This is a genomic window from Paraburkholderia sp. GAS33 (assembly GCF_050436645.1).
GTDB lineage: Bacteria > Pseudomonadota > Gammaproteobacteria > Burkholderiales > Burkholderiaceae > Paraburkholderia > Paraburkholderia phenazinium_B.
The window spans coordinates 214404-226949 of sequence record NZ_JBNDMP010000001.1 but is presented as its reverse complement, the minus strand read 5'-3'; the positions used below and the strand labels follow the sequence as shown (position 1 = coordinate 226949).

General features: G+C 58.1%; 9 protein-coding genes and 1 pseudogene. 1 reads left to right on the top strand and 9 read right to left on the bottom strand.

What is annotated here, in order from left to right; all coding sequences use genetic code 11:
• Window positions 1-37 precede the first annotated feature (37 nt).
• The 7 genes and pseudogenes from P3T24_RS01030 to P3T24_RS01000 form a co-directional block, all read right to left on the bottom strand.
• The gene (locus P3T24_RS01030; protein ID WP_429408227.1) at window positions 38-868 is read right to left on the bottom strand and encodes a glycosyltransferase; all 831 of its coding nucleotides are present in this window, start codon (window positions 866-868) and stop codon (window positions 38-40) included.
• Window positions 869-870: 2 nt separating this feature from the next.
• Complete coding sequence (locus P3T24_RS01025; RefSeq protein WP_429433210.1) at window positions 871-2070, bottom strand: capsular biosynthesis protein; 1200 nt, start codon at window positions 2068-2070, stop codon at window positions 871-873.
• A 29-nt stretch (window positions 2071-2099) separates the two neighbouring features.
• On the bottom strand, window positions 2100-3332 hold the full coding sequence (locus P3T24_RS01020; RefSeq protein WP_429431630.1) for a lipopolysaccharide biosynthesis protein: 1233 nt from the start codon (window positions 3330-3332) through the stop codon (window positions 2100-2102).
• Window positions 3333-3347: 15 nt separating this feature from the next.
• On the bottom strand, window positions 3348-5588 hold the full coding sequence (locus P3T24_RS01015) for a polysaccharide biosynthesis tyrosine autokinase (protein ID WP_429431627.1): 2241 nt from the start codon (window positions 5586-5588) through the stop codon (window positions 3348-3350).
• A gap of 9 nt (window positions 5589-5597) precedes the next feature.
• A complete protein-coding gene (locus tag P3T24_RS01010) occupies window positions 5598-6074 on the bottom strand; it encodes a low molecular weight protein-tyrosine-phosphatase (RefSeq protein ID WP_074269116.1) in 477 nt (158 codons plus the stop codon).
• Window positions 6071-7252, bottom strand: a complete 1182-nt coding sequence (locus P3T24_RS01005) for a polysaccharide biosynthesis/export family protein (protein ID WP_429431624.1) — start codon at window positions 7250-7252, stop codon at window positions 6071-6073. Before P3T24_RS01005 ends, P3T24_RS01010 begins: the two co-directional genes overlap by 4 nt.
• A gap of 19 nt (window positions 7253-7271) precedes the next feature.
• Window positions 7272-7946: pseudogene (locus P3T24_RS01000) on the bottom strand (sugar transferase); the annotation flags it as partial.
• Between the two features lie 460 nt (window positions 7947-8406).
• Between P3T24_RS01000 and P3T24_RS00995 the strand changes: the two are divergent.
• A complete protein-coding gene (locus tag P3T24_RS00995) occupies window positions 8407-9384 on the top strand; it encodes a 2-dehydropantoate 2-reductase (RefSeq protein WP_429431621.1) in 978 nt (325 codons plus the stop codon).
• A gap of 96 nt (window positions 9385-9480) precedes the next feature.
• Here P3T24_RS00995 and P3T24_RS00990 read toward each other — a convergent pair whose 3' ends face one another.
• Together P3T24_RS00990 and oxlT are read right to left on the bottom strand one after the other, a co-directional pair.
• Window positions 9481-10932: an aldehyde dehydrogenase family protein gene (locus P3T24_RS00990; protein WP_429431618.1), complete on the bottom strand. Its 1452-nt coding sequence runs from the start codon at window positions 10930-10932 to the stop codon at window positions 9481-9483.
• A 48-nt stretch (window positions 10933-10980) separates the two neighbouring features.
• On the bottom strand, window positions 10981-12309 hold the full coding sequence (gene oxlT / locus P3T24_RS00985) for an oxalate/formate MFS antiporter (RefSeq protein ID WP_429431615.1): 1329 nt from the start codon (window positions 12307-12309) through the stop codon (window positions 10981-10983).
• Window positions 12310-12546 lie beyond the last annotated feature (237 nt).

The following is a 12546-nucleotide window of genomic DNA, read 5'->3' as shown; positions in this document are numbered from 1 at the left end:
ATTGACTACTTTCGAGTTCTGACCGGATTTATCTGGGCTACCGCCGCTTCAGCCAGAGCACCATCGAATATGGAATAGCCATCAACGCCAGCGTTTTAATCACGCCATATACGGTCGCCGCATTGGCGCGGGCATACCGCAATTGCAAACGCAATCTCGACTGCAATTGCTGCTTGCGCCTGCTAATTGAGAGCCCATTCGGATTGATTTCGCAACTTACCAACGCGGCCTGCAGGTTGGCCGTCTCAAACCTGCTGACAAACTTCCAGAAGAAGGCGTAGTCCTCGGCCATCGGATAGTCGATCGGATAGCTACCCAGTCTGCTCATGACCGAGCATCGCCACATCACTGCGGGGTGTACGAAGGCACAATTCAGATGCATGGCACGTCGGATTTTTCGGGCCTTCACCGGCAGTGTCAGCGTGTATTGGGGTTCGCCTTCGGTGTCTACGAAGGTGACTGCACTCCCCAACAGCATGATTTTCCGATTATTATCAAGAAACTCCATTTGCAAGCGGAAGCGATTGGGAGCACACGTATCTCCGCAATCCAGTCTGGCGACATATTCATAGTGTTGTTCAATCTCGAGCAGTCCCGCATTCAGCGCGAATTGAATACCCTGATTTCGTGGCAAATAGCCAAACCTGATGCGTCCGTCAAATGCTTTCTTCGCAGCAGTCTCATCGGGTTTTCGCTGGCTGCCGTCGTCCACCACCCAGACATCCACCGCTTCGTCTTTCCCGATAGAGGACAACGATTTCAGCAGCCCCTCGGGGTTGTTGTAGTGAGGGATCAACACAGCACATCGGCCCGTGCTCAGTTCAGTGCGGCCGCGCAAGCCGCGATTCAACGCCGACAAATCGTTCATTTCTATACCGTCCGGGCAAAAACATTTCGCGCCGACAGCGTAGAAATCTCACCAGAACCAAAATAGTCGATGCCGTCAATCAAAAACGAATGAATGTATTTGCGGAGCCTTGCCTGATCGAAGTCCTTGTAGAAACATCTCCCCAGCGATACGACCTTCTTCCCGTACAGCAGCGCTTCGAGGCCCACCGTCGAGTTGATGGTCACGACCATTTGCGCATGCCTGATCAGTTCCGTCGTAGGCGCCGCGACCAGATCGAATAAGTAAGCGTTCTTAAGACGCACAATTTCCGCGATCATCGCGGCATCGTTCTCCGCGGGGTGCAGCTTCACCAGCAGTCGAGCCCCGGCCTTCGCTGCCAACCCGGACGCAATCTCAATCGCGCCAACATTGTTCACATCGGAGTGCAGTTTGATCTGCGTATCGCCGGAAACCTGCAGCGGCAAGAACACGTAAGGCTGCGCGGACAGGTCCTTCGGCGAAACGTTCTGTGCCTGCCGATGCGCTGCCTTGCTGCTTCCGATCCGGATGGTACGCAACGAAGTCCTGGCGACACCTCGTGTGGCGAACTTCAACGCATAGTTGAGCACGGCCACAGCCTTGCGACTCATGAACGTTTGCGACTGAGGTAACGGCCTGGATTTGTATTGCTCGTAATCCACGAGCCAGCGACGATGTTCGTCTTCACTGGGCATCTGCAACGCATCGATCACCGCGGGATCTGCACTGATCGTCGAGAGAGCATTGACTCCCAGGCTATCGACGAACAGCTTGTTCGGGAGATTGGATATCTCGAGGAATCTGCGCTGCACGCCATGCTGTTCGCAAACCTTACCAATGGTTCGACCGAGTAGTTGCTGACCGTTCCATATGACGCATTGCGAAACCGCGAATCTACGAAACGCCCTGGAAACGCTGCTGCAGATCGCAGCAGCATCGCGTCGTGCGCGTTCCATGGAAACGTGCCCATTCAATACCTCAATGGCGGCGTCATACTGGGTCCCTGTCGGGCATTCATTGGGACTGAAGCGCAGCAAACCTGTCTTGCGCAGATAGATCGAGCGCAAACCCGACAACGAGAGCCGGACATGCGCAACCGGCTCACTCGTTAGAAACAGGAGATCCAGTTCTTTACCGACAGCCTTCACCAGTCTTCTCGCGAAGTAATAGCGCTCCATCGAATCAACAACAAAAGCAATCATGGTCCGTTTTTCTACTATGTTTGTGGAAATCAGGTCGAAGCGTGAACACGCGAGACGCTGCCGCTCATCACCTTGAATGTCAGCGTGATGCCGCAGATCATCAACATGGCGCCGGCCAGCGAAAAGCTCCGGATGCTCGCCTGTGCCGACAGATTCATGAGACGGGCCGCGAACAACACACTCATGAGCGTTGCGCCGCACGACAACTGAAACAGGAAGTCGGTTCGCTGCTGTCTGACGGCCAGAAATACCTGGGACAACGGCACATAAATCATCTGAAACGCAAAAAGAGGAATCAGGTCGTAATAGAAGCCGATCGCTCCGTCCCATCGATTGCCGAACACCATCTTTACAAGCGGCCCGAAGAGCAGAGCGCCGCCAACTGCGTACAGCAATGCAAGCACCGCGAGCGATCGCGCGTAAGCCAGAAACACCTTCGACAAGGCATCTGTTAAGTCATCCTGAGCGATGGCCGCAACCGCATCGCGCCGGAACACGCCACCTAGGCTCTGACCGATCAACGAGACAGGGAAACACCCCAGCCGATAGGCCGCGGCGAAATACCCCGCGCTTTCGGCGCCAAACCAATGTGGGATGACGATCGCCAGTGCGTAAGTCAACACCGATCCGCAGACGGTAGAAGGCAGGATATATTTTGCGAATCGACTGTTCGCGACAAAGAACTCGCGCGACACCCGAAACTCGTATCCTCGTCGTTTTCCCAGCAGAAGAATCCAGACAAGCATCAGGACTGCGACCACTACATTGACTACGGTATAGGCAACGAAAACGTCCAGTCCTCTAGTTGCGAGCACCCCCCATCTTCCAGCCAGGCACGTCAGAAATGCCAGGTTCACTGCCAAACGGCATGCCGCTATCCATCCATAGCGCCGCATGCTGTTGAGATAGGCGCCGGCGGCCTGCTGAATGAAGTAAGCAAACGCGAAGGCTTCAACGATGTACAGGTCGGAGCGCCCAGCAACGAAGCTGATCGCCACTGCAACGAGAATGACGCCTGCGCTGAGGCTAATCACATTGACAAGCGCGTTGAAGGATTGCTGCGGGCTATCGCTGACGCAAGCGAGCTCATAACGACACGCCAGCAGAGTCCCGGCAAACGTGCCGAGCGCGAGCGTGTAGTTAAAATGTCCCAGCACCTCTGGTCCGTTCAAACGCCCGATCAACGAGATGCACAGAAAAAGCACGATCTGAGCACTTACCACGCCAATCAGCGACACAACGGAGTCTTTCGCCTTGATCATGACAGAGCGCTCATCTCAAGTATCCTGGTCGGCTCCGTATTCGTACGCGACATAGCGATAGCCGCCATATTTCGAGCCGAATCGGGACTGTTCCAGGCGGGGATTCGCACCGTTAAACACGATGCCGTTCAGACGAACGCCGTTCTGAGCCAACCGCTTGGCAGACTCGGTCAGTTCACCCAGTCTCGTTGCCTCTGCGCGCGCAACCAGGAAGGTCGTACCCGCCATCGAGGCCAGCGTGCCCGTATCGGCCACCGCGAGAACGGGTGGCGAGTCGATAACGACAACGTCGTAGCTCTTCGAGAACGCTTCAATCAGTTTCGCCAAGCGGCTATTCAGGAGCAGCTCCGCGGGATTCTTCGGCAGCGCGCCTGTGGAAAGAAAATCCAGTCCGTCGATCACGTTGGAATGCAGCACGCCGTCAAACGGCGCATCGCTCTCTATCAGTTCGGATAAGCCGCATCCACGGACGAGTCCCAGGTATTCGTGCAGGCGGCCTTTGCGCATGTCGCCGTCCACCAGCAAGACGCGTTTTCCTGCCATTGCCAGTACGGCGGCGAGGTTTGACGAAATAAACGATTTGCCGGCCCCCGGCGCTGGCCCCGCGATCACTACGACATTGTTCTTTGCCTCGACAATCGCGAACTGGAGCGCGGTACGTAAGCTTCGCAGGCTTTCGACGGCGGGATCATTGGGGAACACATACGACAGGAGGAGCACATCGGGGCCGCCCGTTTTTGTCTGCTCAGAGAGCGCTTTCTGACGATTGCTCAATGGGACTGTTGCATAGACGCTCAGCCCAAGACACTGCTCGATCTCGTTAGCGTCGGAAATACCGCGAAACAGCATTGTGCGTGCAAGCGCCGTACCGCAGCCGACGAGCAAGCCAAGCATGGCAGACGCCACCATGACCAGCAGCTTCTTCGGTTTAACCGGAGTTTCCGGAACCGCCGCCGTATCGACTAGCCGCACGTTCCCCACCTTGCCGGCGCGAATCAGTTGCAGTTGCTGCATGTTATTCACGAGCGCCGTGTAAAGATCGGTATTGACCTTGACGTCGAGCATGAGACGTAGCGAATCCTGCTGCAGATCGGGAAGCTGACGAATCTGCTTTTCTGCCTGGTCGCGGTAAGCGCCCAGCGCGGCAATCTGCTCGTCAATCGCGACGACATCCGGATGCCGGTCCATCAAGCGCGATAACAGTTCCTGCCGCTTCTGCTGCAGCTCCAGCAAACGGGTTTTGGCGTCCGCCGTCTGCGCCAATGAGAGCCTGGCCTCTTCGGTGAGATCAACCGTTCCATGCTGCGCACGGAATTTCGTCAGACGTGCCTCCGATTCGTTCAACTGGTCCTTGAGTTGCGGCAACTGACCGCTAAGGAACTCGAGCGATTGCGCAGCCTCCGCCGACTTTCTTTCGACGTTCTGGCGGATGTACTGGCGGCCGATCTCGTTCATCGCGCGGCTGACCAGTTGTGGATCCGTGTCCTGCAGGCTCGCAACCATCACATCGGATTGCTTGATCTTTTCCTGGACGTTGAGCTTGTCCTGCAGATCGAGGATCGTTTGTAGCCTCGACTTGCGCACCAGCTTGAAATTGGCGCCCGGCATCGCCGAGATGGTATCGATGCGCAGTTCGATCATGCCGCGGCTCGTCGTAAAGCGCTCGAGCGTGCCGACTGTGCCCTCAATGCTTGCCTCGAGATCGCTTCCTGAGAGCCTGTAACGACCACCGCCAAGAGCGGTCACCGTGAACGCATCACCCTCTAACGCTTCCGGCACGTTAAAGATGGGCACGTCGATACTCTCACCGCCCCACGTGTAGCCACCCAAGCCCATGAAACCCGGCTTCGACAAACCACCGTTGCGGTGCGCAATCCAGCTTCCTATCACGGGAAAGCGTAGCGGCCTGGCGATCACGAACAGATGCAGATTGTCGACTGCCCGCGACACGACGAGGCGCGACGCAAGAATCTGTGTCTCAGCCGAGGCAGACGACTTCACGTCGAACATCGACGAGACGTCGCCAAGCAGGCTCTTTGCAGCCGACGTGTCGGGACTGTCTTCGACCTGAACCAGAATGTCCGCCTGGTAGACGGGCTTTGCCAGCAGCGCGTATGCTGCGCCGAGGAAAATAAAGCTGGCCATCACCGAAGCGATCAACCAACCGCTTCCAACGAGAACGTCGAGCATCGCGACGAAGTCGGCATCGCCGTTTGTATCGATGGGAGGCTGAGGATCTTGACTGATTTGATTCATATTCGTTAATCATGTACGGGCGGGTTCGGCCGCACTCAGCGAGTCGCGCGCTCGAACAAGCTGGAGGCGCGTCAGCCAGCGAGCAATGCCCGCCTCGATCAGCCGCGCGCAACGCTCAAAAACAAAGCGTGGCTGGCGGTAGGGATCGTGAATGTCGAAATCGTCATGCTCGCCAAGGCGAAAGACCTTGCCGCGTGCAAACGAGTAGCGCTCTTCCAGAAATCTGCGTTGATCCCGGTCCATAACCAGGATCAGATCGGCTTCCACACACAGGCTTCTACTGATCTGCCGAGCCCGATGTCCTCCAATGTCAACGCCGCGCTCGCGCATGACGTCCTGGGCAATGGCCGTTGCAGGTTTGCCGGTCAATGCGTTGACTCCGCAGGACGCAACTTTCACGTCAGGCAGTGCCGCGCCGAGCAATGCTTCGGCCATCGGGCTACGGCATACGTTGCCCTCGCAGACGACGAGAATCGTCCCGATCACTTCGCCACCACTGCGGCCGTCAAACCGGCGTTGACGGCCGGCAGCAACAAACTGAGCACCCGGCTAAAGCGCACGAGGCCGTTACCGTCGACATAGACGATGTCCTTAGGCTGCAATTCGAACTGGTTCGCCAGCACCATCGCTACTGGCGAGCTGGCGTCGAGATGAAACACCTGCGGCGTCGACTCGAGCGATCCGCGAATCACATAGAGTTGCGCGGCATCGGCAGTTGTCGCATTCAAACTACCCGCCTGCGACAGCGCATCACTAAGCGTTAGCTTGCCGTTTCTCTTCGGAAGCGCAGTAACGGGTTTGTTGACTTCGCCCATCACAAACGCCCCGCTGTCTTCGCGAGACAAAACATGAACGAGGTCACCGCCCCTCAGGACGATTTGAGCAGGATTACCTACCTGTCCTGCACCGTCAGCCAGGCTAATCTGCTTCGAGACGCCGTCGCGCACGAGAATGACGCGGCTCTGATCTGCACTATCGATAAAGCCGCCCGCGCGGCTGATCGCGTCATACAGCGTCATCGGAATGTCGTTGACTGGTTGAGACCCGGGAGTGTGGATCTCGCCCTCGATGTATACCTGCCCAGATCGAAACGAAGCGACGCGCACCGTAACCTGAGGATTGCGAAACGTACTGCCAAGCGCGTGCACCAGTTGTGTCTGGATCTCCTCAGGCCGTAAGCCACCCACATGCAGCCGACCTGCGTAGGGAAACTGCAGCGTCCCATCCTGATCGATAACGAATCCTGCGGGAGCATCGGATGGACGCGCTGCGGTGGCAGGTTGAGCCCCAAGTGCAGCCGCCAGCTCGGGATGATCCCACACGATGATTTGCAGAACGTCACCGGGCCCGACGACGTACGCGGTGTGTGCCGCGACAGGAAGGTCCACGGCGACAGACGAATCCAGGCTGCGTGCTTCTTCCCGCAATTTCCTGACCAGTGCAATAGAGATATCCGTGAAAGGAACGGGCAATTGGGATTCCGTGGTCTGAGCATCGCCACTCTCCGCCGGAATATGTGCCGGTTCCTGCATGCGCATGCCGGGTGCAACCGCGCACGCGCACAGGGTCGCGCACAAAGGTGCCAACGCCACCCACTTCCGAATTCCGGAGACGCGTCCACGCGATAGCGGACCGCCATTGCGGACTACCCTCAGCACACCCATATCGACCTCAAATTTGCGCTTAATACGCACCGCTCCCGGTGACGACCACCTTGACCGTCCTGATCAGGATTCCCAGGTCGCGACGAAGCGACCAGCTCTTCACATACGACACGTCGAGCGACACGCGCGTGGCGTAGTCCGTGTCGTTCCTGCCGCTGACCTGCCAGAGACCGGTCATACCGGGCCTGGCCATCAGGTAATAGCGCACGTCGTCGCCGTAGCGGACCAGTTCTTCTTCCACTATCGGGCGCGGGCCGACAAGGCTCATCTCGCCTCGCACCACGTTCAATAGTTGCGGCAGCTCGTCCAGACTCGTGCGACGCAGAAAGCGACCAATGCGCGTGATCCGGATATCGTCCCTAAGCTTGAATTCAAGGTCCCATTCCATGCGTGCCGATGGATCCCGATCCAGAAGATCCTTCAGCACCGCATCGGCATTCACCACCATCGAGCGGAACTTCAGACATTTGAATGCCTGACCGTGCTGCCCTACGCGAGTGTGTCCGAACATGGCCTTTCCACCGTCAAGCCTCACCAGCCATGACACTACCAACAGCGCAGGAGACAACACGACGAGCAAGCACGACGCAGCCGCAATATCGAAGGTGCGCTTGATCAGCGTTCTTACCCGCCGCCTTGCCGCACCGCTGCCAGGCCGGGTCTGGCCGTACCGTCTGCCATGATTCGTGGTTGCTCGTCCTGCACTTTCCGGCACTTGACACTCCTGAGACACAATCGCTTAAAAAACAGAGTTTCTGTACGCTCGCAACAAAGCGTTACTCGTCACTAAATCAGGATGACTAATTTAATATGGCACTTATGGAGTCGAACTACGTCTCTCTATGCCGCGCCAGTCAGCGAGAACTCGAGCGCCCAATCTTCGTTCGTCGAGAGGGCGCAATTGTGCCCCCCACAGACAGATGGGCATATAAGACATTTCTCAATGAGATTGAGATAAGTCCTCAACGAGTCTGGCTAATCGATGTACGGGGGGCGAGGTCGGAGTCAATTTGACGCATAACTCATAGCGAATGGATCAGCGCATAAACTTTAACTATCATTAATCGTAGCCACCCCCTATTCTTGAACCGTGACTCTCTGCGGGCGTGTCGTGCTGAGGGCAAGCGGCTTTTCACTACCACTGGGACGAAAACATGAAAATCTGCATCTTCGGAGCGGGAGCGATCGGCGGGCTGATGGGTGTTCAGTTGGCACGTGCTGGAGCGGACGTGAGCTTCATTGCGCGCGGCCCACATCTGGCCGCGATGCGCGAACACGGCGCGCGTTTGCTCATGGATGGCGAGGAGTTCAGCGCGCCCGTCAAGTGCACGTCCGATCCCCGTGAGCTCGGCGTACAAGACTTCGTGATCGTGACGCTCAAGGCGCACTCGCTGCCGGGCGTGGTCGAATCGATGCAACCACTGCTCGGCAAGCACACGGCCATCGTGACGGGCGTCAACGGCATCCCCTACTGGTACTTCTATCAGCACGGCGGCAAGTTCGCCGGCACACGCCTGTCCAGCATCGACCCGGACGGCACGCAATGGACGCGGCTCGGCCCCGAACGCGCCATTGGTTGCGTGCTATACCCCGCCGCTGAGATCGTCGAGCCGGGGCTGATCAAGCACGTGTATGGCAAGAAGTTTCCCATTGGCGAGCCGAGCGGCGATCGCACGCCGCGCATCCAGCAGCTTCACGAGATCATGCAGGCGGCGGGCTTCGACGCGCCGATCCGCGATAATATCCGCGATGAAATCTGGCTCAAGCTGTGGGGCAATCTTTGCTTCAACCCAATCAGCGCGCTCACTCACGCAACACTTGATGTGCTCACCAGCGACCCTGGTACGCGTGCCGTGTCACGCACCATGATGCTCGAGGCAAAGCGCATCGCCGATCAGTTCGGCGTGCACTTTCGCGTCGACGTCGAAAAGCGGATCGATGGCGCCGGCGCCGTGGGCGCACATAAAACCTCGACGCTGGTCGATCTGGAAAACCGCCGGCCGATGGAAATCGATCCGCTGCTTACGGTCGTGCAGGAAATGGGACACCTCGTCGGCGAGGCCACTCCGACTATCGACGTGGTACTTGCGCTGGTGAAGTTGCGCGAGCGCACGGCGTTGCAGGGTGCATAAATCGTACCCCGCATCAGCGATGCTTAGAGAAGCAGTACCGTTCAAGAATGTGGAATCGAGTCTGGCAGGCTCGATTCCGCAACCGGCCCTGAAACACTATTGATCGATCGCAAGCCAGACAGCCTTGGGTTCCGTAAAGTTTTCGATCGCCACGTCCCCATGTTCCCGGCCGAAACCCGAATCACCCGCCCCACCCCACGGCAAGCGCACATCGGTATACCCATAGGTGTTGATCCACACGGTCCCGGCCTTGAGCCCATGCGCGACCCGATGCAGCCGGCCAATATCGGCACTCCACACGCCTGCAGCGAGACTGTATAGCGTACCGTTAGCAATCCGTAACGCGTCTTCTTCGTCGTCAAACCGGATCACGCTCGCCACCGGCCCAAAAATCTCCTCCTGCGAGATACGCATCTCGTGCTCGACGTTGGCAAACACAGTGGGTTCGACAAAGAAGCCCCGCTCGCCAACGCGCTTACCACCCGTCACGAGCTTTGCTCCCTCTTCCCGGCCTATATCCACGTAACCGAGCACGGTCTTCATTTGCGCGGCAGAGATAAGCGGCCCCATTGAAGTTTCGCGCGCCGTAGGGTCGCCGATCTTCATCGATTTCGCGCGCGCCGCAAGCCGCTCGACCACTTCGTCATAAACATCGCGATGCGCCAGAATACGCGAGCCGGCCGAACACACCTGACCGGTGTTAAAGAAAATCCCGGATGCCGCCGCACGCACCGCGTTGTCGAGGTTCGCATCCGCGAAGATCACGTTGGCCGATTTGCCGCCCAGCTCGAGCGTCACCCGCTTGAAATTGCTGGCGGCGCCCTGCAGGATGCCACGTCCCACAGAGGGTGAACCGGTGAACGTCACCTTGTCGACACCCGGATGGGCCACCAGTGCATTACCAACCACACTCCCCTTGCCCGTGACGATATTCAGCACGCCGGGCGGCACGCCGGCTTCGAGCGCGAGTTCGCCCACACGCAAGGCGGTGAGCGGCGTAATCTCGGCCGGCTTGACAATCAGCGTGCAGCCGCACGCTAGCGCAGGGGCGATTTTCCACATGCCGATCATCAGCGGGAAATTCCACGGCACAATGGCCGCGACCACGCCGACTGGCTCGCGGATCGTGTAGGTCAGTGCATCCGGCCGCACAGGTACCACCTGGCCGGTGATCTTGTCGCACCAGCCGGCGTAGTAAGCGAGCGTGTCGATGGCGGCCGGTAAATCCTGGCGTTGCACGGCCGAGATCGGCTTGCCAGCATCGAGACTTTCAAGCGCTGCGATTTCTTCCTGGTTAGCCCGCAACAAATCCGCAAAGCGGTTCAAGATCCGGCTACGTTCGGCCGACCGAAGCGCATTCCACACCTTCAGTGCGGCCCTCGCCGCACGCACCGCGGTATCGACATCGGCGACGCTGCCTTGCGCCACGTAAGCAATGGGCTCTTCCGTAGCAGGATTGATGTCGACCGAGTATTCACCGCTACTCGGCGGTACACGCTTACCGTCGATCAGGAGATCGTATCGCTTGAGATCGAGTTTGGTGTCCATCGTGGTACTCCTTGCTTTTGGGGTATTACATTAGTTTGCGCGGTGCCGCTATTCACCTGTCTGCTCCGGCCAGTGCGTGAGCCGTGACGGACCATTGGCGGCAGCGGCGGGCGCGTTGTGCAAGCCGATCCAGCGCGAACGCATCGGCGCGAGAATGAACTTTGCGCAGATGGCTGCCGCGATCGTCACGACGGCCGACACGATGAACACCAGATTCCAGCCACCGGTTGTGGACAGGATCGAGGCGAGCGGCACGAGCAATGAAGCCGTACCTTTCGCTGTGTACAACGTGCCCGCGTTGGCCGCCGCATATTTACTGCCGAAGGTATCGGCACAGATTGCCGGGAAGATCGAAAATATTTCGCCCCAAAACAAAAAGATAAGGGCTGCGAAAGTGATGAACGCATACGGATTGCTGCCGTATTGCATGAGTCCGAGCAACGCCAGCCCTTCGCCGCTGAAGATCAGGAACATGGCGTTTTCGCGGCCAATCTTGTCGGAGATGAAGCCGCAGAGGGGCCGCGTAAAGCCGTTGCAAATATTGTCGATCGACAGCGTCACTGTCAGCAGCGGCAAGGTCATACCGAAGAAGCTCATCGGAATGCGCGCGAGCCCCCAGTCCTTCGCGATCGGACCAAGTTGCGCGGTGGCCATCAAGCCACCGCCCGCGACGGCGACAAACGAAATGTAGATCACCCAGAACAGGGGTGTCTTGATCATTTGTCCCGGTGTGTAGTCGACCTTGGTAACGAGGAATTTCTTGCTCGGTGCGCGTACCTGGCGCGTGTCGGGCTTCTTCAAAAGCATCGCGAGACCGAGTATGCAAACACCTTGCAGGATGCCGAAAAAGAAGAAGGCCTGCTCGTAGCCCGAGCGCACAATCATGTTGGCAATGGGAATCACGGTCACGGCAGCACCTGCACCGAAGCCCGCTGCAGTGAGCCCGGCCGCAAGGCCGCGCCGATCCGGAAACCACTTCAGCGCATTGCCGACGCACGTACCGTACACACAACCCGCGCCAATTCCGCCAATTACCGCGGCCACATAAAGATGCGGCAGCGTCGTCGCATACGAGTCGATCACCCATGCGAGCCCGGCGCACACCGCACCGCCTGCGACCACCGGTCGAGGGCCGAACCTGTCGACCAGCCAGCCCTCGATGGGCACGAGCCACGTTTCAGTCAGAATGAAGATCGAAAACGCGAGCTGGATGGAGGCGTCCCCCCAGTGGTGACGCACGCTCATTGGCGTCACGAAGAGCGTCCATGCGTATTGCAGGTTCGCAACCAGGGCCATGCACAGCATGCCAATCACGAGCTGGCACCACCGGTTCGCGCCAACGGCAGGGGCCGGCTTTTGCTGAGTGAGATCGTCCATGCGCCTTGTCTCCGCTATCTATTCAGGGCAGCCGGCCACTTCGCCGTGCTGTGTGCACCCCACCTTATAGTTGCGACCCGAAACGTTGCAATCGGGCATATTTTCTTATTTGCATCACCCATTTCCGCCATTTAAATCGCAATGCGTGGAAGTCCGGATTATTCCCTGGTTAAATCGGGTCGATTACGCGCACACGGTGACGTGCCTCACCCTGCAGCGCCTTTCTGCAAGCGTTAA

Excerpts from the sequence above, each read along its gene's own strand:
- P3T24_RS01030 (WP_429408227.1), bottom strand. The coding sequence starts at position 868 with ATGAACGATTTGTCGGCGTTGAATCGCGGCTTGCGCGGCCGCACTGAA.
- P3T24_RS01025 (WP_429433210.1), bottom strand. The coding sequence starts at position 2,070 with ATGATTGCTTTTGTTGTTGATTCGATGGAGCGCTATTACTTCGCGAGA.
- P3T24_RS01020 (WP_429431630.1), bottom strand. The coding sequence starts at position 3,332 with ATGATCAAGGCGAAAGACTCCGTTGTGTCGCTGATTGGCGTGGTAAGT.
- P3T24_RS01015 (WP_429431627.1), bottom strand. The coding sequence starts at position 5,588 with ATGAATCAAATCAGTCAAGATCCTCAGCCTCCCATCGATACAAACGGC.
- P3T24_RS01005 (WP_429431624.1), bottom strand. The coding sequence starts at position 7,252 with ATGGGTGTGCTGAGGGTAGTCCGCAATGGCGGTCCGCTATCGCGTGGA.
- P3T24_RS00995 (WP_429431621.1), top strand. The coding sequence starts at position 8,407 with ATGAAAATCTGCATCTTCGGAGCGGGAGCGATCGGCGGGCTGATGGGT.
- P3T24_RS00990 (WP_429431618.1), bottom strand. The coding sequence starts at position 10,932 with ATGGACACCAAACTCGATCTCAAGCGATACGATCTCCTGATCGACGGT.
- oxlT (WP_429431615.1), bottom strand. The coding sequence starts at position 12,309 with ATGGACGATCTCACTCAGCAAAAGCCGGCCCCTGCCGTTGGCGCGAAC.